18 protein-coding genes are annotated in these 18682 nt (G+C 67.8%); all 18 read left to right on the top strand.

Annotated elements, in window-relative coordinates:
• Window positions 1–393 precede the first annotated feature (393 nt).
• The 18 genes from O3I_RS24685 to O3I_RS24605 all read left to right on the top strand — a co-directional run bounded on the left by O3I_RS24685 (window position 394) and on the right by O3I_RS24605 (window position 18568).
• Window positions 394–894 (top strand): hypothetical protein, encoded by a 501-nt coding sequence (locus tag O3I_RS24685; RefSeq protein WP_014985714.1) that lies wholly within the window; start codon window positions 394–396, stop codon window positions 892–894.
• Between the two features lie 532 nt (window positions 895–1426).
• Window positions 1427–2398 (top strand): hypothetical protein, encoded by a 972-nt coding sequence (locus O3I_RS24680; RefSeq protein ID WP_014985713.1) that lies wholly within the window; start codon window positions 1427–1429, stop codon window positions 2396–2398.
• Between the two features lie 262 nt (window positions 2399–2660).
• Window positions 2661–3647, top strand: a complete 987-nt coding sequence (locus O3I_RS24675) for a C40 family peptidase (RefSeq protein ID WP_141692235.1) — start codon at window positions 2661–2663, stop codon at window positions 3645–3647.
• Between the two features lie 155 nt (window positions 3648–3802).
• Window positions 3803–5647, top strand: coding sequence for an acyl-CoA dehydrogenase family protein (locus O3I_RS24670; RefSeq protein WP_041562855.1), 1845 nt, complete (start codon window positions 3803–3805; stop codon window positions 5645–5647).
• Window positions 5640–5768, top strand: coding sequence for a hypothetical protein (locus O3I_RS46830; RefSeq protein ID WP_272944270.1), 129 nt, complete (start codon window positions 5640–5642; stop codon window positions 5766–5768). Before O3I_RS24670 ends, O3I_RS46830 begins: the two co-directional genes overlap by 8 nt.
• A gap of 4 nt (window positions 5769–5772) precedes the next feature.
• Entirely contained in the window at window positions 5773–6666 is an 894-nt protein-coding gene (locus O3I_RS24665) for a hypothetical protein (protein ID WP_141692236.1), read from the top strand.
• Between the two features lie 105 nt (window positions 6667–6771).
• The gene (locus O3I_RS24660; protein ID WP_014985709.1) at window positions 6772–7428 is read left to right on the top strand and encodes a hypothetical protein; all 657 of its coding nucleotides are present in this window, start codon (window positions 6772–6774) and stop codon (window positions 7426–7428) included.
• Entirely contained in the window at window positions 7425–7973 is a 549-nt protein-coding gene (locus O3I_RS24655; RefSeq protein ID WP_141692237.1) for a hypothetical protein, read from the top strand. The genes O3I_RS24660 and O3I_RS24655 overlap by 4 nt, the downstream gene beginning before the upstream one ends.
• Window positions 7970–9055: a hypothetical protein gene (locus tag O3I_RS24650; RefSeq protein WP_014985707.1), complete on the top strand. Its 1086-nt coding sequence runs from the start codon at window positions 7970–7972 to the stop codon at window positions 9053–9055. Before O3I_RS24655 ends, O3I_RS24650 begins: the two co-directional genes overlap by 4 nt.
• A 48-nt stretch (window positions 9056–9103) precedes the next feature.
• Entirely contained in the window at window positions 9104–10039 is a 936-nt protein-coding gene (locus O3I_RS24645; protein WP_014985706.1) for a hypothetical protein, read from the top strand.
• Between the two features lie 63 nt (window positions 10040–10102).
• Entirely contained in the window at window positions 10103–11065 is a 963-nt protein-coding gene (locus O3I_RS24640; protein ID WP_014985705.1) for a hypothetical protein, read from the top strand.
• A 7-nt stretch (window positions 11066–11072) separates the two neighbouring features.
• Window positions 11073–12026 (top strand): hypothetical protein, encoded by a 954-nt coding sequence (locus tag O3I_RS24635; RefSeq protein ID WP_141692238.1) that lies wholly within the window; start codon window positions 11073–11075, stop codon window positions 12024–12026.
• 269 nt (window positions 12027–12295) lie between these two features.
• On the top strand, window positions 12296–13402 hold the full coding sequence (locus tag O3I_RS24630) for a hypothetical protein (RefSeq protein ID WP_014985703.1): 1107 nt from the start codon (window positions 12296–12298) through the stop codon (window positions 13400–13402).
• A gap of 45 nt (window positions 13403–13447) precedes the next feature.
• Window positions 13448–15319: a type IV secretory system conjugative DNA transfer family protein gene (locus tag O3I_RS24625; RefSeq protein WP_014985702.1), complete on the top strand. Its 1872-nt coding sequence runs from the start codon at window positions 13448–13450 to the stop codon at window positions 15317–15319.
• Window positions 15316–16200: a DUF4913 domain-containing protein gene (locus tag O3I_RS42895; RefSeq protein WP_014985701.1), complete on the top strand. Its 885-nt coding sequence runs from the start codon at window positions 15316–15318 to the stop codon at window positions 16198–16200. The genes O3I_RS24625 and O3I_RS42895 overlap by 4 nt, the downstream gene beginning before the upstream one ends.
• 68 nt (window positions 16201–16268) lie before the next feature.
• Complete coding sequence (locus O3I_RS24615) at window positions 16269–17141, top strand: hypothetical protein (RefSeq protein WP_141692239.1); 873 nt, start codon at window positions 16269–16271, stop codon at window positions 17139–17141.
• A complete protein-coding gene (locus O3I_RS24610; protein WP_014985699.1) occupies window positions 17138–18100 on the top strand; it encodes a hypothetical protein in 963 nt (320 codons plus the stop codon). The genes O3I_RS24615 and O3I_RS24610 overlap by 4 nt, the downstream gene beginning before the upstream one ends.
• 81 nt (window positions 18101–18181) lie before the next feature.
• Entirely contained in the window at window positions 18182–18568 is a 387-nt protein-coding gene (locus O3I_RS24605; RefSeq protein WP_014985698.1) for a hypothetical protein, read from the top strand.
• Window positions 18569–18682: the final 114 nt, after the last annotated feature.

The raw sequence follows: 18682 nt of genomic DNA, 5'->3' as shown, positions 1-18682 counted from the left end.
GCGCGAATTCAATGCGGTTCCTGCCGGTTGTCGCCGGGGTTCGACGGTGACGCGGCGCTCGAGGCTGCCGCGGCGACGGTTGGGCTGGGGAGCCCCCAACAGAGGGTCTACTACCGCTTCACCCCGACCGACACCGTGGCCGTCCTGCGAGCGCTCCAACATTCGATACAGAAAGCGTAAACCATTGAAACAGCCAGAGCGCGAACCAAGGACACAAAACCTAGCCTGTCTGCGGCGGAATCAAAAGGGTCGCAGTGAATGTCGAGAGCGCTTGAGGAGGCGCGAATGGATTTGCCTACCACCCCGAATAGGGCGTCATTTCGGGGGAATTCCTGTGCACCGCGCCGACCTGGACGCAGTTACCTCGCTATCCGCCGCAGGAAAGGTAAGTAGATGAGCGAGCACACCGATTTCGTGGTGCTGTGGCCGGACGGCACTGTCGTCTACGGCTCCCGCGACCACGGTAAGGGCTTGGGGGACGCTATCCGCGGGCACGTACCGGACCTGAGTACCCAGGGCATGGGACTGGTGCGGGCCTGGTTCGCCGACGACTTCGGAGACCCGCGCCTGCAGCCGAACCTGCTCGCTGATCAAGTGCTTGGGCGCTTGGGCTACAAGCATCCAAGCGGCTGGTATGGACCGGTCGCGGTGACCATGGAGGAGGATGGGGAAGGCTACGTCCCGCCCCTCACGCCGGAAGTCCGCGAGGTGGTGGAGGACCTGAGCGCAGGGGCGGACGGACCCGATATCCGAACGGCAGCGCATTCGGCAGACATCCTAGATGCCGCAATACTCACCGATCAGGACTCGGCATGGGGAGCCGACAGCGACAGCGGCCCAACCGAATCCGCGCATACACCTCGCCAGGGGCCTGACGCGGGAGTGGACCTGTGACCCCGGCCAACGGATCGGGCCCGCGTCGGATATGGGCAACCGGCGGACACGACATTCGGAAACGACGCACAGGCCGGGCGGTGGCCGGCCCGACCAATCACTGTATCGACAGTTTCGCGTGGCTCGACACGAGCCAGGCCATCTCGAAGAAGACGCAAGCCGATGAGCAACAACACCGCGAAACCGGGTGAGATAAATAATGATTCGTGCACATCGTGATGACCACGGGCGCAAACAATGGCGAGGCCCTATAACGGCTGAAGGTTTCCGCGCCTCATTGAACTCTCCTTCCGTGCCGAGGCCGTCGACGCCGGACTCGGCGGGGCCGCCTCAGATCTGGCGCAACTCGATCACCCCGGAGAGGCCGGCCCCGCTCTCGACGTCGGCCGCGACCCGGAGCTGGAGGCATAGAGGCCATGAATATCGCTGCCACACACCAGCACTGCCAGGCAACGGGTCGCTACGGCGAGATCTGTGACTACCTGGCCGCCCCGACACCGACCGGCGCAGCGGCTGTGGAAGGAGTTCGATGATGAGTGCCGACGATCTACCTACGTCGCGGGCTGAGATCGCGGGCTGGCGAGCGCGGTTGCTGGACCGCATCGTGGAGCTCGGGACGCGGCGGCTACTGGGTCAGCAGCACAACTATCCGGTCTATCGGCCTGGTGACGGGCGTGGCGCGGTCGCGATCGAGAGCTGGCGTGCACGCTCGCGTGATCTCAAGGCATTGAGTGTCGAGCTCGAGGCGCGCGCCGAGCTGACCGGGATCGACCCCCGGTTGATCGCCGCGGCGCGTGAGGCCGGTGTGCTGGGGGAGCGCTGGAGCGAGCAGGTGGTCGATGCCCCGCGGGTGCGTGCCGATGATCCAGGTCGGGCACCGTTGCTCGACGCGATCGCCGAAGACATGTGGGCACTCGAGCATATGGCCGCCCTCGACGTAGCGCTCGGGCAACGCGCCCCGACAGGCAGGCGGATCGGTGCCGATCCGTTCGCCGAGCAGTACGACCGCAATATGGCCGCGCTGTGGAATCGAGCGAACGCCACCGCCGCGAGGGCCGGGCTGAGCGAGACCGAACAAGGCGAGCTGTGGGGTCGCGACGATCGGGGCTGGCAGCTGCTGGTCTCGCGCACCACCGAGCACTACCTCGATCTCGACCGCCTCGGTGACCTCGAGGAGCAACGGCGCTTCTACGCGTGGGCAGGCATCGAATGGGATGCACAGCGAGTGACCGCCGGCCTGATTGCCGATCACGACGATGTCGTGGCGTCGGCGGTGCGCGCGCCATCACCGGACGTGCTGATCGGGCGCGCGATAGGTGCCCACGAGGCCAACCGCGCCGCGGATGATGTGGACATCTTCGGGCCGGACGGCACCGAGATCCCGCTGCGCGCACCGGAGTCGGTGTTCGATGCGCCCGCTGTCGAGAGCTGGGGCGCCGAACCGGCCGGGGAGCCGCTGCCGCGGCCACCAGAGCTCGGCCCCGCCCCCGGACCCGAATGGTGAGGTCGATGCTCCATGGCCATTGCTCTGCACCGCAACGCCGCACAACAGCTGTGCGCCTGCAGAACTCGGCGGCTTGATCATGGCGACCGTCGAGGGTTGCCCAGTGGGTTGTCGGTGAGCGCGCGTGGAGTCGTCATCGAAAGTCGTTGCTGGGACAGCGTTTGCGGTACCGGTCCCGTTGCTGCTGTTTCTGCTGGTCATCCTCGGCGCCGATCCTGGCTTGTCGTGTGCGACCCCGCTACCGGCCGGGACGGCTGGGGGTGTGAGCGGGCCGACGGGGCAGACGGTGGCAGGGTTGAGCGAGGCCCAGTTGCAGCTGGCCCGCAACGGCGTCGCGATCGGCAAACAACGCCGGATGAGCGAGTCGGTGATCATCGCCGAACTCGCCGCCCAAGCCACCGAATCCACATTCCGGAACCTGGCGAATCCGGCTGTGCCGGAGTCACTTCGCTACGCCAACGACGGCTTGGGTTACGACCACGATTCGGTCGGCCCGCACCAGATCCGGTTCAGCATTCACGGCTCGGTCGGTATCGCGGCGCTGATGGACCCGATCTATCAGATCAACTGGTTCTACGACAAAGCCGACCACCTGGGTGCGGCCGCACAGCAGATGTCACCAGCCGAGCTCGCCCAGGCCATCGAAGTGTCGGGCCCGAATGCGTATGCGGCACAACTGGATCTGGCGCGTCGACTGTATGCGATGTTCGCCGGGATCGAGGTGGGCTCGATGGCACGCACCGAGCCCGGCGCGGCGGCGGGTGGGTGCGGGCCGGGCGGCTCGGGGACACCGGTGCCGGTGACGGGCAGTGGGTTCGGGCGGGCGGTGATCGAGCACGCGGCGCGCTGGATGGGCACCCCGTACGTGTGGGGCGGCGGGGACAGTTCCGGGCCGACCATGGGCGGTTTCGACTGCTCGGGGCTGACGCTGTATGCGATCTATCAGGCTTCCGGCGGGCAGATCCGGCTCCCGCACTACACCCAAGCCCAGCAGGACCACCCGAGCGCGCAACACGTCCCGTTCGCGCAGAAGGCTCCCGGCGACCTGATCTTCTTCACCTCGGCTGGTGCGAGCGACTCCCATCACGTGGGGATCTACTACGGCCGCGACGAAACCGGCCGCGACATGGTGCTGCACGCCCCGCAGACCGGGCAGACCGTCACCCTCACACCCCTGTCGGCGTGGGAAGGCGAGCGTATGGATATCCGCCGCTACCAGCCACCGACACCCGCGACCGGCAAAGCGTGAACCCGCAGCCTCGACCCATGAATCAGCCTGGCCCTCGGTGGTTTCGCGCTGACTACGAGCAACCAACGCGGACCACCGCGTCTATCGGAAGGACATCTCCCATGGCATACCCCCAGACCAGAACACGACCACAGCCGCCAGCTCTCGCGCCACCGATGGCCAGCGCTGAGAAGTCGGCAGAGCCGCTGGCGTCGCTGACGAGAGCAGTCCTGGGGGAGCGCGACGACTACGTCCGTCAGACGGATGTCCGCGATGCGGTGGCGGCACTGGGTGATCGGCCCGGGACAGGGGAGACCCAGGCCGAGGAGGCGCGCTACTGCTACACGCTGCTCGAGCAGGCCATCTCGGCGTTGGGTGGATCCGCGCTCGCGATCGCCGCGGACGAGGCGCAGTGCTATCGGCTCTTCGATTGGGCGGCGGCGCTGGCGCCGCGGCTGCTGGCGTTGTTGTCGGGGCATCTGAAGCTGGTGATCGCCGCGATCACCGAACTCGGCAACGGCGCGGAGTTGCAGTCCTCGTGCTTGCAGGAGTTGGACACCGGTGCGGTGAGCGGAGTCGCGTTGGTGACCGAGCTCGGGCACGGCACTGATGCGATCCATCTGGAGACCACCGCCACCTGGCAACCCGAACAACGCTGCTTGCGCCTGGACAGCCCCACAGCGGCGTCGGTGAAGTTCATGCCCAACCTCGCCACCCCACTACCGCGGTGTGTGGTCGTGGCCGCCCGGCTTCTCGTCGACGGCGTCGATGAGGGAGTGTGGCCGCTGCTGGTGCGGTTACGCACCACCAGCGGCCTGATCGAGGGCGCGGATGTTGTGGCGTTGTCCGACAACGGTTTCGGGTTGTGGATGGACAACGCCCTGACCCGCTTCCACGGTGCGCTCGTACCCGAGGAGGCGCTGCTGGGCGGGGATGCCGGATGGTTCGACGAGCGCGGGCGCTTCCACTGCGAACTCACCACTGCGCAGCGTTTTGCCCGCACCATGAGCCCGCTGTATGCGGCGCGATTGGGTATGGCCGGTGCGGCGGTATCGGCGGCACGCGCCGGACTGGCTCTGACCATCGCCTATGCCCAGCGCCGTCACGTGGGCCCGGACGCGGCCACGATGATCTCCCGCGACCACGTGGCCCACGATCTGGTGCACGCGATGGCCGAGGTGTGGGCGATGACCGCGCTGGTGGCCGCGGTGCGCACTGAATGCGCCCGCGACGACGTCGATGCCGGGCAGGTGGCGTTGTGGGGGATGCTCACCAAACCGGCCGCTTCCCACACCGCCTGGACAGCACTCGAGATGTGCCGGGAACGCTGTGCCGCACAAGGGATCCTGCGCGCCAACTATCTCAGCGACTACATCACCGTATGCCAAGGCATCAAGACCGCCGAAGGCGAGAACTCAGCGATGCTCGCTGCTGCGGGGCGAGTTGTGCGTCGCCGCGCAAGACCACGGTTGACCGGTGTGAGCGGCGCCCCGATCCGGTCGTGGTGGCATCGGCTGCTTGTCGAACGCGAACGCCTGCTCGCCGGCGCACCGCCACCGCCGCGGCAACCCGACTGCGCGTCAGTAGAACTCGCGCGCGCGGTCAACGATCGACTGGCCCTCGAGGCGTTGAACGCCGTCGCGGCGAGAACCAACGATGCTGGAGCGCAACAGATTCTGCATGACCTGACCGCGGTGTACGGGCTGGGCCGGGTGCGCGCGGACGCGGACTGGTTCACCGCACACGGGCTACTGGACCAGCAGCGCGCCCAGGACCTGGACCGTGAGCTTCGCTCGCACACGCTCGCCTTGCACCCCTGGCTGCCGATGTTGGCGCGCTCGTTCGGGCTCCCCGAGATACCCGCCCCGATCGCCGGGGACTACACCGCGGCGTGGATCGACTTCGCCGGATGGAGCGAGGCATTCGAGAACACTCACGGCGCTGACTCGCTTACCGCCACAGCGGGATTCGATACCACTGCCGAGAGTGGAGCGGTGAAAGCGTATTACCGCCATGTCTGAGCCCGACCTGGCCAGGGGCTACCTGCACGGCGGCGCGGCCGCGGAATACGGCGCGGCGTATCGAACGCTCGCGTATCGGCGCGTGTCGAAACCCGTTGGCTGCGGGTGGGTGCGGGGATGACGGCATGTCACCGCGAGCAGACGATCGGCGTGCTGGTGCGGTCCCGACGCAGGTGCAGGCGGGCATTCTCACGCAATTGCAGAACGCGACCGCGCAGCTGGCCGCCACGGGCGGCACCGCGTGGGGGCAGCGCCAGATGGTCGGCGACTTGAAAGCGACCGTGCAGTTACTGGAAGAACAAGCCCGCGAGCTCGCCGTCCCGCACCGATGGATCGAGTTCGTCAAACAACAGGGCAGCACGGGCCTGTTCTGGAACGCCCGCCAGCAGCTACCCGCAGGTGCCGCCGAAGCGCGGGACCAGCAGCTGCAACGCTTGCACACCGAGGTCGACCACCTCTACGAGATGGCCGCACTGCAGGCCGTCTACCGCGACCATGTCGGCGGGCTGACCTCGACCAGGACCGGTCGTTTCGATGAACTCCAGCAGTTGCAGTGGCGGCGCATCGTCATGGTCGCCCGCGGACTGAACATCACCGCCACCGAGATCGGGAACCGCTGGAGCGCCGATCCCCGCCGGTGGACAGAACTGCTGGATTCGATGCGATCGCTACCGGTCGCGCAGCTGACGCGCCGATGGCACGACTGCACCACCGCCACCGCGCTCGGCAACGCACGCATGCGATTCCACGCCCTACAAATCGTCGGGCTGGACCCCACCGGCACACCCGCTCCACCAGAACCTGACCAGCTCAAACACACCGCCGAACAACTCTGGCACGCACCCGACAGCCCACACCCCCACACCACCGCAGCCGAGAGCTCCGAGCACGGCATCGCGATCGCCGACGCGATCACCGCCGCGACCACCACCGAGACAGACGGTTCGGCACCCGACAGCACCGCCGCCGGCAACGAGCCGATTGCAGAAGCGTACATCGAGATCGAGGCCGAACCATGACCGCACCGTCGACGAAAGAGCGTGAAACACAACGGCTCTCACTCTGCGTACGGCTGTATGACATTGCGGTTTCGAACCACAGCACTTCGACATAGGAGGTCGAGGATGAAACACCCCCCAACCGCCACGCCGGTGACGCCGGACATGGTTGTCCGCGTGCGCGCGGACGAACTGCGACGATGCACCCGCACCCGTCAGCTCGACCGCATCGCCGCCCAGCACCATTTCAGCACCGACACCGAGTTCGACTGCTACGTCGACGCGCTGCTGGTGCACACAGGGATCGACTACGACCGGCTCCACCAGATCGAGGAAACCCGGCGCCGCACCCAACGACAGCGCGCACGGCTGACTGCGCTCGGCCCGACGGTGCGGCTGTGGTCGGCCGCGACGATGTCCCGGTTCACCCTCTGCGCACACGACGGCCGAGTCCTGTGGCGCGACGAATTCAGCGACCCCGGCTCGATCCGCACCGCAGCTGATGCGGCCGAAGCGTCAGCGCGCCAAGCGATCTGGCTCGCCGAGCACGCCCGCAACTACGCAGGTGTCTACGTAGCGCGCTTGGCCCTGGTGCTGTTCCGTAGCCGCGGCATCCCGTGCACACGCCTGCACCAGACCGCCGAGGCCGCCGGGCTGGTCCTGGAAGTGAGCACCGCCACAACCGGCAACCCGGCCGCCGAACAACGCGACGCGCCCGAGGCCGTCGACTGGCACACCAGCGATCTGACCCCGCTGCTCCAGACCGGCAGGACACCAGCATGAACACATCTACATCGAGGTTCGGGCTGGCGGCGAGTGTCATGGCCGCGATGATCGCCGGCGGATGTAGCACACCGACGGTTGCCGAGCAGCCGAGCGCGGTACCCGAATGCGCGAGAACAGGGTTCGAGCCGAACCAGGCCACCGTCGATCGATGCTCAGCGGAGTCGGTGCTGAGCGCGGCGATCACCACGATCTTCAGTTACTCGCCACGTGAACAGGCCGATCAACGTGTCGCGTTCCGTACCGCACGCGAGCTGATGACGCCGGGTTTCGCGCAGCAGGGCGAACACTCGGCGCTGGTATGGGCGCCGATAACCGTCGCTCAGTGGCAGCGATGGCGCGCCGACGGGATCGAGATCGCCGCCGCGGTGCGCCTAACCCGTGACGACCACCCGCCCGACACCGCCACCACCGCCCACCGAGTCCTCGCAGTCCAATTGCAACCCAGCGACGAGCCGAGCCTCGTGTTCGCGGTCTATGCCCGCGCGACCCGTGCCACGACCACCGCGGCCTGGCGATTGTCCGGGCTGGAGGTGATCGCATGAGCGGCGATCCGGTCGAGGAGAGCGGTCAAGCGATCCGGCAGGGTTTCGTCCAAGCCATGCAGACCGCGACCTCGACCATGGCATTGATCCGCAACGCCGGCGGGGAATCACGCTCACGCACCGAGTTCGCACAACGCACTGCTATCGCGGATCAACGCGAACAGCGCTCGGCCTTCGAGCATCAGGTGCGGGTCTGGGAACACGTCCAAACTGTCGGCCAGAAGCGCGATCTCAACACCGCGCGGATCGACGAGGTCAACGCCCGTATCAAGAACGCCGACGAGCTGACCAAGGTGGAGGTGCGCCGGACCGGGCGGTTGATCGGGCGCGCGGACAAAGACTTCGAACGCCGCGAACACGCGGGCAAGAGCGAACAACGGCGAAAGAACGAAATCCACGACCAGCAGATCAGCGCATACAAGAACCGCGAAACCCGTGAGAGCGAACTGCACGAGATCGACAAGGAATACAAACAGCTGTTGCTGGTGATCCGCCGTCGCGCAGCAGGGTTGAGCGACACACTCGCCGACACGCTCGGCGCCGACGCGGAGAGCGCAGTGTCGGAGGCGGCCTTCGCCGCGGCGGCGGCGAACGCTCAAGACAGTTTCTCCGACGACTTGACTGACGCCAAGGAGGCGTTCACCCGCCGGTTCACCGAGGACACCGGTGTGGATCCCGACGATGTCATCGACGCCGCGATCGCCAATGACATCGCAGTCGGCAAGGACCTCGCGATTCTCGAGCCCGAGGGAGCCGAGGATGCGGGCGAGGAGATCATCGACGCCGACGTCGTCGACGACCCCGACGCCGATGTCCCGTCCCGAGCGTCACGGTCGGTGACCGTCGACGACGTTGTCGCGTTGACCGAGGAACTCACGCTGCAGGCCTACCTCGAAGGCACCCTCGCCGACCTGGCCGAGGACGAGGAGCCCGACATCGCAGACGGGTCGGTGTTCGAGCAGGCCCTCGACGCGGCCACCAACCCCGGCACGCCTGGCCTGGAGGCAGAGCCAGAGCGGGGCTTCGAGGTCGACATCACGCCGTCCAGAACGCTCGGTCCGGACGCGGGTGTCGAACCATGACCATCCAGATCGAGTGTCCTGAACACACTGGTGGGCAGGTGCGGTGAGATGCACGCGCCCAACGCTATTCAGGCCTTGATGCTGCAAAGTGTGCAGAACCTCGCGTGCAACGCATGGCGAACGGTCCGCGACACGCACGCGGCCGGCTATCCGGCGCCGCCGCCGGATGTGGTGTATGAGCTGGCGATAAATGACCGCTGCCGCATCGTGTTCGAGGACACCGCGCAGCTGGTGGGTTGCCCGGTGCGGTGGATCGATTTCTGCCGCGAGTCCGGCATCCGCGGCGACGAATGGACCTCCAACCGGCACTTCCACGACCCCCCGCTGGATCGCAGCGCGCTACTCACGCGCCTGGGCCGAGAAATCCATGCCCTGCAAGACCTCGCCGGCCTCGAAGCCGCCCACGCGCTGCGCTGCGGTGATGAGCTCGCCGCTGACGAACGCGCCGGGTTCCGCTCCGGGATCGGGATGACCTGGCAACGCCTCGGCGCGGTGTCACATGTGCTCGAGCTGAGCGATAAAGAACGCCTACATCTGTGGTCGCGCGGAGGCAGCCGGAACTGGGCGAAAGCCGTTGCCACGCAGACACAGTCGCGCACCGACCGTGATCTGGCGACCGAGTTCGCCGCCGCGGCACGCGCCAATCTCGCCCCGCTGGCCATGCCGGTCTCGGTGCTGCGGCGCGCGGGATTGCTGCACCTCGACATGACCCGGCACATGCCCATCCACGCCGAAGCCATGGTCGAGCTGGCACGAGCCGAAATCCTCGCGCTGGGCCCCAGCGCGGTGTCTGCTGCTCCCACCTCCGACACCGTGACCGAGGCCGGTGTGAAGTCGCCCCGTGAAATCGACAGCGGGAAGGCGATCGACGACGCGATCGACGCCGCAACCGTTGCCGAGGATTTCACCGACACCTCACCGCCGCCGAGTCAACCCGCCCCCGGCGCCGCGTCCACCGCCCCTGGTTACGGGAGCGAACCATGACCCGCCCGCCACTGGGACTTGAAGCCGTTATCGCTCAATATCTTTCGTGATCGGAGCATCCTGATGAATCAACCACCCTCGGAGTTGTCGGAGCTACCCTATTGGCAGCTTCGGTTACTCGAACAGCTGCAGAACACCCTCGCCCAGCACCGCAGACTGCTCCTCGACGGCCCGGGCCCTTACCAGCCCGATCACGGCAGCGGCGAGATCCAGCTCCAGCTCTGGCAGACCGATCTGCACTGGCTGGCAGGCCAGCGGATCGACATTCTGGCCCGCGCACGAGCGACGGTCGGGCTGCCCGAATCCGCGGTCACCCACGCGATTCAGCAAGGGTCCCGCCAGCTGCGCTGGGACGCCGGTCGCTACCAGACCGGCAACCACGCGGGTGAAGATCTGCACCGCGCGCAGATGGTCGAGTCTCTCGCCGGCGATGTCTGGCGACTCGAGCACATGGCCGCGATTCGCGTGCAGCACCGCGCCCATCGCAACGCCCGCCGGTCGCCTTCCCCAGGGAATGCCGAGACACAGTTCGACCGCAACCTCAACGCGATCTGGCAGCGCGCCGCGACAACGGCGGGTCTGCTCGATCTCACCGGCGCCGAATGCGGGCAGCTGTGGGGCCGCGACAGCGCGGGCTGGCAACGGCTGTTCGACGCCACCGTGGACCGGTACAGCGCGAGCGGGCTCTACGAACGCTGGCACGCCGCGGCGTGGTCGGGTGTCGAATACGACGCCCGACGCAGCATCGACAACCTCGGCGCCGCAGGGTTCGCTCTCGGCGAGCCCGGGCCGCGACCACCGCGCCCCGAGGTCCTGCTCGGCCGGGCCGGCGCCACGCCCACCGCACGCTCACCGGGACAGGGCGCTGACGAACCGATCCAGGCCGCTGTGTTCAGCGAGGCCAGCACGCTGTGGGACAACGAGGTAGCAGCCGATGCCACTGCTGATCCGCACTGGGACAACCGATCCGGTGCCGAGCCCATCACACGCACGACATCTGAGCAGCCGTATGGGCCCGAGTGGTGATGCGCTGATGAGCACACCAGAACCCGGACCCGCGCAGCGGATTGTTCAATGGCAAGCCGAGCAGCTCAGACACATTCAGGCGTTGGCCGGCGAACACGCCCGCCGCGAAGCCCAACTACCCGGCACGGGTCTCAGCGATGAGGAGCGTGTCGCCTACCTTGCCGATCTGGACGGGCTCGCCGCCCAGCTCGAACAAGCCGAGCAGACGGCCCTGACCGCCGGAATCCCCTCCACGGTGATTGCCGAGGTCCGTGACTACGGCGCGAACGCCGTGACCGCACCCGCGCGGGCCGAACCCGGAAACCAGCAGCACGGCCTGGACTTCGAGAGCATGCACACCGACTGGCTCGCCGTGGACGTGTGGGACTACGAACGGATGGCCAGTCTGGAGGCGACCCGTCTGGACCGGATCGAGACCGGCCGGTGGAGTTTCGGCGCCAATCACGGTGCGGCACAGCAGTTCGCACGCAACCTCCAGCGCCGCTACGAACGAGTGACCCACCTGGCGAACGCCACGAAAATGACCCCGACCGAAGCCGAGCACACCTGGGCCACCAGCGCTGAGAGCCTGCGCCGCATCCACGCGGTCACCGTCGAGACCTACGACGAGCTGACCGTGATGGCGAGGTGGAACACCTACGCCATCAAAGACCCCGGCCCCGCCATACCCCCGTTCATCCCCACCGACCCCCTCACCGGCGCCCCCACCGACCCGCAGACCGTGCACCCACCCACACCACAGCGGATGATCGACACCGCGCGCGCCGCCCTGCGCGCGACCTTCGCCGAACCCACGGTTACCGCCGACCACACCGCGGATCTGGCCACCGACAACGCGGCGATCACCCACGCCGTCGAGCACGCCCTGCCCGCCGACGGCGCCGACTGGACCAGCGAACCCGAACCCGACCACCACCTACCGAACCCGAGCGCCGGCGAAGGCCTCGACGCGTTCGGGTAATGAACGGGAGCACAAGCCGATGACCTGAGAGTCACTGCCGCAGAAACATTTTCGTCGACGGACTGGTCACGGGTACTGACCGGCACGCCGAACCCACCCGCCGGGGACATCTGCACACCACCGCATCGCCAGCGCACTGGCCGATCCGCGGTGCGACCCCTCCCTCGGAGGTCAACGATGTCCATCACCCTCGCACAACCTGCCCCCAGCACAGCTGCACCCGCTCGCCGATCCGACGGCGATCGAGATGATGGCGCGAGAGCACCACAATGAGCTGGCTGGACCGCCCGAGCGGGCTCAGCGATCCCGCGCACTACACCGACGCCGCGGATGGCACCGAGCGGCTGCTGCGTGCTGACGCCGCGCGGCACTACAGCCTCCTCGAGTTCGCTCCCTACGGCGAAACAGCGCAGCAGACACAGCAATTCAAGGCCGAAGCCGCACAGTTGGCCACCAAGTGGGGCCGCCACGAATCGGTCGCGCTACGCACGATCTGGCAGCAGCTGCAGAACGCGATCACCCAGTTCGATGTCACACCCGAACAGGCCCGTCGCCAGTTCCAGCAGTTGCACAGCGCCGCAGGCACCGGCGAAGGCAGCTCCCTGCTCTGGCGGAGCTGGCGGCAAGCCGCCGAGCTGACCGGGCACTTCGAGCCCGGCATCACCGGCTCCGAACAAGACAGCGCCCGATGGCAGCCGGTGGGCAAATCACCCGACCCGCACGCGGCGCCCACCGCGCTCGAGCGTGCATTGGGTGCGACCTCGGCACTGCTGGGCAACGACGATGTCGACGCGATCATCTCCGGTCAGGACGTGACGGCGTCGCACGATACGAGTGCCCGGGCTGCGCATCTGGCCGCGGTACCGACTCAGCGTCAAGCGCTGCAGAGACTGCAGGATCTCTACGCCGAGCACACCCGCACCGCTGAAAGCCACAGCGCGTTCACCGAATACGGCCTCGCCAAAGTCGATGAGCTGGAAGGCATTCTCGCGAACGCGCGCCAGGCCCGGGTCGCCGCCGCCCACGCCGGGGCGCCCGTCGAGGTGATCAGGGCCGTCCAACAGGCAGGAATCGGCGGCGCCTACTGGCACGAGCGGCCGGGCGATCCACGCCGGCACGCCGCCGAACAAGCCCCGAACCTGCACGTGATTGCCCGCGATGCTCACGTCGAGACCGGTATAGCCCCTGACCATGACCTGGGCCCGCCCGCCCCGACCCTGATCGATGCGGGACGTCCGGGCGGGGGAACCGAGATCGGTGAGGCACTGCACGCGGCAGTAGCCGCGAGCGAGCACGCCGACTGGCCATCGCTCGAGCGCTATCACGCGGACCCCGCACCGCCGGCTATCGAGCCGAGCCCTGATCTGGGCCCCTGAAAACCCTGCGCAACAACAACTCTCACCTGTCGGAAAGGACTGATCATGATCGCTACCCGGGAATCGCGGCGTCGCACCAAACGCGGGATCGGAGAGGAAACCGCGCTGCTGCTGGTGTTCGCGGCTTTGGTCGTTGTGGTGCTGGGGATCTGGGCGGCATTGCGGGTGGGCTGTTGGTGGGCGGGTGTGCCGGCGGGCGGGCACCCGGTCGCCGCGTTGCTCGCAGTCGCCGCCGGCACGCGGACCTGGCCGTGGCAATCCAGCGTCGTCGCCGTCGGCCTCGGTGCCGTCGCGGGGCCACTGGCGTGGGTGGGCTGGCGACAAGCGCAGGGGGGCCGCGAGATCGATGCCGCCGCGCGCACGATGCAACGTCCGCGCGAGATCCGGTTGGCGCGCGCACAGGACAACGCGATCGCCAACAAACGGCTCCTGTGCGATGCCCCCGCGGAGATCCAGGCCTTCAAGGGTCCGCCGTTGGGTCGGACCGTGATCAGCAACCTTGAGCTGTTCGTGCCCGCGGAGATGTGTGTGACCCTCACCGCTGGAGCACGCACGGGCAAGACCATGGCGTGGGCCATCGCCGCGGTGTTGTCGGCGTGGGGTCCGTGTATCGCGACCTCGATCCGCCCGGATCTGTACCGGCACACCGTGTATGGGCGCGAGAAGCGTGGCCGGATATGGCTGTGCGATTTGCAAGGGGTGCTCGGGCGGCCGTCGTGCGGGTTCTGGGTCGACCTGCTGGCCCAGGTGGAAAGTCTTCCCGCGGCACGAAAGTTGGCGTCCTTCTTCGTCTCCGGGGCAACGGCCTCGGCAAGCCAGGCGGCCAATGCCCGGGTCGACTCCTACTTCGATGGCGGCGCCCAGGAGCTGCTGAGCCTGTACCTGTACGCCGCTGCGTGCGCGCGCGGCGACCTTTTGCATGTGGCCGAATGGCTCGGCCGCGACCAGGACCTGACCCCGGCGCTGATCCTGCGCCACTACGGACATCACCGCCAAGCCGAACGGATCGTGGAATCCCAGGCCCTGTATGCCCGCCAACGCGACGGGCTCTACGACATGGCCAGAAGGTATCTCAACGTGCTCTCGGATGAGAATTACGCCCAGCTCGTCACGCCGCCGCGACGCCAGCAGTTGCGGGTGCGGGAAGTCGCCGAAGGCACACGCGGCGGCCAGAAGATCGTGCTCGACCGGAGCGCGGGGGAGCGGACCCATGATCTGCCGGAGTTCACACCCGCGGAGTTCGTGGGATCGACCGACACGTTGTATCCGCTGTCGATGGCCGGTGCCGACAGCGCGACCCCGCTGACTTCGGCGCTGGTCGGGCAGATCCTCGAGGCCGGGCTCGCTGCCGCGCGTCTGCGCCCGGACGGGCGGTTGCGGGTGCCGCTGCTCGGGGTCCTCGACGAGGCCGCCAACTGCGCGCGGATCGCGGAGCTGCCGTCGTATTACACCTACGCCGGTGGCAGCGGCATCGTGCTGATCACGATCCTGCAGACCATCGAGCAAGGCGAAGACCTCTGGGGCCCCAGTGGTCTGAAAACGATGCGTGCTCAGTCGATCGAGGTCTACGGCGGCGGTATCGCCGCGGTCGACTATCTCGAGCACTGGGTTGCCATGGCCGGTCAGCACGATGTGGCCGAGCGTTCCCGCAGCCACGGCGCCGGTGGTGTCAACCGCACCCGCACCTGGCGACCCGAACCCATCCTCGACATCTCCATGCTGGCAGCCCTGCCCAAAGACCGCGCGCTGGTGCGGCTTCCCGGCTACGGGCCCGTCGTGGTCCGCAAGATCTGGTGGCAGCACACCGAATACGCGCCCCTGGTCGAAGCCTCCCTGGCCCGATTCGCCAAAACCTCCGACCCGCTCGAACTGCCGACCGCCACAGGCGAACCCGGTCAGGAAGGGGAGCGGTCATGACCACCGCGGCCTCTGCCGGCGGTACGCCGAGACAGTCGGCGGCACCGTCGTTCGTGCATTTCACCGATTTCGCCGACAAGTGGCTGCTGCCGTTCGTGAATGTCCGCCTGGCAGAGGCGAATCGCGAGCAGACCTACACTTGGTGCCGGCAGTGGTGGGAGCACCGAGCGGTGGCGGTGCGCATCGCGCACCTGCACTCGGCGTTCGAAGCTCAGCGTCGTTCGCGCTCGGCGACGAGCCTGTCGACTTTCCTGCTCTCCCACCTCGACCCACATTTCCGGTGGATCCTCGACGCCGCCAACGGACCCCTGTACCGCTGCACCCGCACCAACCACGTGAGCACACCCGCTCTGCCGTTCGACCCCGTCCCCGACGGCTGGTTCGGCCCCGCACCCGCACCCGTCGTGGCTTCGGTGTCGGCGGATGATAAGCAGCAGAAGAAGCCGCCGGTGTTTCGGCACTACCGCGACTTCGTGCAGGACTGGTTGCTGCCGGTGACCTCGGTGCGGGTCGCGGCCAACAACCGCGAAGGCCAATACAGCTGGTGCCGGCAGTGGTGGCGCCACCGTGGCGTGGCGATCCGATTCGCCGCCACCCATCGGGTGTTCGAGGCCGCGGTGCGTGCCGAGGACCCCAGCGCGATGAGCACGCTGTTCGTGCGCCACATCGACCCGCACCTGCGTGAGGTGCTCGACGCCGCCAAAGGACCCCTGCACCGCTGCACCCCCGAGGCACATGTCGAATGCCCCGGGCTACCCACCGCACCGATCCCCACCGCCTGGTTCGGGCCCCACGGGGCACGCACACGCGCCCACCGCCTCGGCTTCGGACCCGATTTCCGTGCCCTCGGCCAGGGCTTGCCCGCGGTGGGGGACTCATGAAAACCCCGACCCCCGCACAACAGTGTGTGCTCGAGTCGATCCAAAACCATTCGGTCCGGCTGGCCGCGATGGTCGAGGCCGAGGCCACCCGCCATGACCGTACCGGTGAGGCGCCGGCGCTGGAATGGGTCGATAGCTATCACGAGGCGGCGCTGCACCGTGACGCACTGGAGACCGTCGCGGCCGCGGGCGGTGTGCCACTGAAGTGGATCGCCCATGCCCACGACCGCGGCCACGCCGGGTTCAGCTGGCGCACACACCAGTACCTGCCCGAACCGGAAGCCCTCAACTGGGACCACGTCCTGGGAAAACTCACGGCCGATGTCGCACGCCTGCAACAGTGGACCGCCCTGGACGTGTCGTTGCGCATCATCAACCCGGGCCTGCACAGGCGCGTGTCGCAGGACATGGAACGCAATCTGCGCGTGTTGCGGGCACGCACGACCAGGGTCGCTAATCTGCTCGGCCTCGACCGCGAGGTCGGCGAACAGCTGTGGGGCACCACCTCCGACTGGGCGATCGCCGGTGCGCAAGCGATCGAAGGGCTCTCACCCGAGGCGGTCACCGATTACTGGACCGTGGCCGCCCGCAGCGACACCCGCGACTACCTGCGCCAAACGCACGCCTTACACGTCGCTGGGATCCGCACCGATAGCAGCGAGGCCTTCCCGTCGGCGCCGGAACTCGCTGCCGCGATCGGCACCGTCCTAGCGTCCGCGCCACCACAACCATCCAGCCACGCCACCCCTGGTGAGGTCATCGAGCGCGCCCTCACCGCGGCCTCGCCCGAATCGGACGGTGTCCCCGGTCTGGAAACGCCCATGAGCGCACTACTATTCAGCGCCGCCGAGCAGGCGCAACCGACATACCCCGGCTCAGAAGCCGACCCAGTGATACCCCTGCCGAGGTTCAGCTCCGCTGTCGATGGGCCAGAGCCATGAGCACACCCGAACCAGCGCGCACACGGGTCGGAGACCTATCACCCGAGCACGGGCAGCTACTCGCTGAGATCCATGGTCTCGCCGCCCGCGCGAGCCACCTGCTGCGAGTCGTCGACGAAAAGACCACTCCGGCAACGGTGAGCGCGGCACTCGAGGATCTGCGCGGGCTCGACCGCGCGCGCGACATGACCGAGATCCGCGCCCGCGCCACCGGAATCCCCGATACCTGGATCGCCCACGCCCGCAGACTAGGACAGACCGGCCAGCCGTGGACCACCCACCATCGGCTGCCCCGCGCGCCGCTGCGCCCCAGCACAGGCCGCCGGCACCAGACACGCGAGGACATCGCCCAGATGACCGAAATGGCCGCGCTGTTCGTCACCCGCGAACACCTGCTCACCACACCAGCCGGCACCGCCGAACCCGACCCGACCGCCGCGGACCAATTCCGCAGAAACCTGCGTGCGCTCCGAACACGAGCTCTCTTCACCGCAGACGCGATAGAACTGGGCCAGCGCTCGCGCGCGCACCTCTTCACCATCGACGACCAACGGCTGGCCGGCCACCTCGCCGAGTACGTGCGCTACAGCCTGCCCGACCTCGACGCGGTCTTCTACGACCACGCCTCACCCTCGATCGCCGCGAGCGTGCGGCGCTCACTCAAACAACTCCGCCGCGCCCACCCCGCACTCGACACCACCACCGACGCGGGCCATGTCCAGCCGCCGGACCCGTCGACGTTGATCGAGCGCGCCCGCGACGCACTGCACCTGAGCCTGGCCCGCGACTACCGCGACCTCATGCTGTCCGAACCCGCCACCGGTCTCGACATCGACACCGCCCTTGCCGCCGCCACCCTGCCCGAGGCACCCCACCCGGAATCGGTGGCTGTCGACACCGATCCGGTCGACACCGTGTCTCCCGCACCGCCGGATCCCGACCTCGACCTCGATCCCTGAACCAGTTGCACGGCAACCAAATTCGACGGAATCCGGGTTACTGGCCGTCCCCGCGGCACCCGACTCGAAAGGACACCTCTGATGAAACGGCACATCCACTTCCTCGGCAGCCTGCCCACACCCCTGGCAGGCCACTCGCGCCAGGCAATGGAATGGATCCTCGACCGCACCGACGGCCAACCCTTGACCGCGCTGCCATGCGACCTGGACCCCGATTGGATCATCGCCTACCTGCGCGACCTGCGCACACGCACCGACGCCTTCGAATTCACGCACCGCACAGACGATTACACCGACTACAACCTGCGCCTGTTCGAACGAGCCGCGAACCGGCCCGCCTACGCCGTCGCCACCGCGTGCGGCCTGGGGCGCTGCACCCCGGCCGAAGCCGAGAAAGCCGCCGCCGCGACCGCGGCCACCGCCACGTTCTCCGATCACTGGCTGCGACCCCACACCGAGGACCTCTAGCCTGACCGGACCCGACAGGCCGGTGCGGGCCGAGCATGAACCCACCCCCACGTGCGCACAGCCGGGACCAGCCCGGGCCGCAGCACGGTCTCCGCCGCCTCGGCCCCGACGCCC

The sequence above is a fragment of the Nocardia brasiliensis ATCC 700358 genome, assembly GCF_000250675.2.
Lineage (GTDB): Bacteria > Actinomycetota > Actinomycetes > Mycobacteriales > Mycobacteriaceae > Nocardia > Nocardia brasiliensis_B.
Note: the sequence above shows the minus strand (reverse complement) of the source record. Positions and strands in the feature narration are given on the sequence as shown.

What these genes read in the sequence shown, in the direction of transcription:
- O3I_RS24685 (WP_014985714.1), top strand. Translation starts at nt 394, where the DNA reads ATGAGCGAGCACACCGATTTCGTGGTGCTGTGGCCGGACGGCACTGTC.
- O3I_RS24680 (WP_014985713.1), top strand. Translation starts at nt 1,427, where the DNA reads ATGAGTGCCGACGATCTACCTACGTCGCGGGCTGAGATCGCGGGCTGG.
- O3I_RS24670 (WP_041562855.1), top strand. Translation starts at nt 3,803, where the DNA reads ATGGCCAGCGCTGAGAAGTCGGCAGAGCCGCTGGCGTCGCTGACGAGA.
- O3I_RS46830 (WP_272944270.1), top strand. Translation starts at nt 5,640, where the DNA reads ATGTCTGAGCCCGACCTGGCCAGGGGCTACCTGCACGGCGGCGCGGCC.
- O3I_RS24665 (WP_141692236.1), top strand. Translation starts at nt 5,773, where the DNA reads ATGTCACCGCGAGCAGACGATCGGCGTGCTGGTGCGGTCCCGACGCAG.
- O3I_RS24660 (WP_014985709.1), top strand. Translation starts at nt 6,772, where the DNA reads ATGAAACACCCCCCAACCGCCACGCCGGTGACGCCGGACATGGTTGTC.
- O3I_RS24655 (WP_141692237.1), top strand. Translation starts at nt 7,425, where the DNA reads ATGAACACATCTACATCGAGGTTCGGGCTGGCGGCGAGTGTCATGGCC.
- O3I_RS24650 (WP_014985707.1), top strand. Translation starts at nt 7,970, where the DNA reads ATGAGCGGCGATCCGGTCGAGGAGAGCGGTCAAGCGATCCGGCAGGGT.
- O3I_RS24645 (WP_014985706.1), top strand. Translation starts at nt 9,104, where the DNA reads ATGCACGCGCCCAACGCTATTCAGGCCTTGATGCTGCAAAGTGTGCAG.
- O3I_RS24640 (WP_014985705.1), top strand. Translation starts at nt 10,103, where the DNA reads ATGAATCAACCACCCTCGGAGTTGTCGGAGCTACCCTATTGGCAGCTT.
- O3I_RS24635 (WP_141692238.1), top strand. Translation starts at nt 11,073, where the DNA reads ATGAGCACACCAGAACCCGGACCCGCGCAGCGGATTGTTCAATGGCAA.
- O3I_RS24630 (WP_014985703.1), top strand. Translation starts at nt 12,296, where the DNA reads ATGAGCTGGCTGGACCGCCCGAGCGGGCTCAGCGATCCCGCGCACTAC.
- O3I_RS24625 (WP_014985702.1), top strand. Translation starts at nt 13,448, where the DNA reads ATGATCGCTACCCGGGAATCGCGGCGTCGCACCAAACGCGGGATCGGA.
- O3I_RS42895 (WP_014985701.1), top strand. Translation starts at nt 15,316, where the DNA reads ATGACCACCGCGGCCTCTGCCGGCGGTACGCCGAGACAGTCGGCGGCA.
- O3I_RS24615 (WP_141692239.1), top strand. Translation starts at nt 16,269, where the DNA reads ATGGTCGAGGCCGAGGCCACCCGCCATGACCGTACCGGTGAGGCGCCG.
- O3I_RS24610 (WP_014985699.1), top strand. Translation starts at nt 17,138, where the DNA reads ATGAGCACACCCGAACCAGCGCGCACACGGGTCGGAGACCTATCACCC.
- O3I_RS24605 (WP_014985698.1), top strand. Translation starts at nt 18,182, where the DNA reads ATGAAACGGCACATCCACTTCCTCGGCAGCCTGCCCACACCCCTGGCA.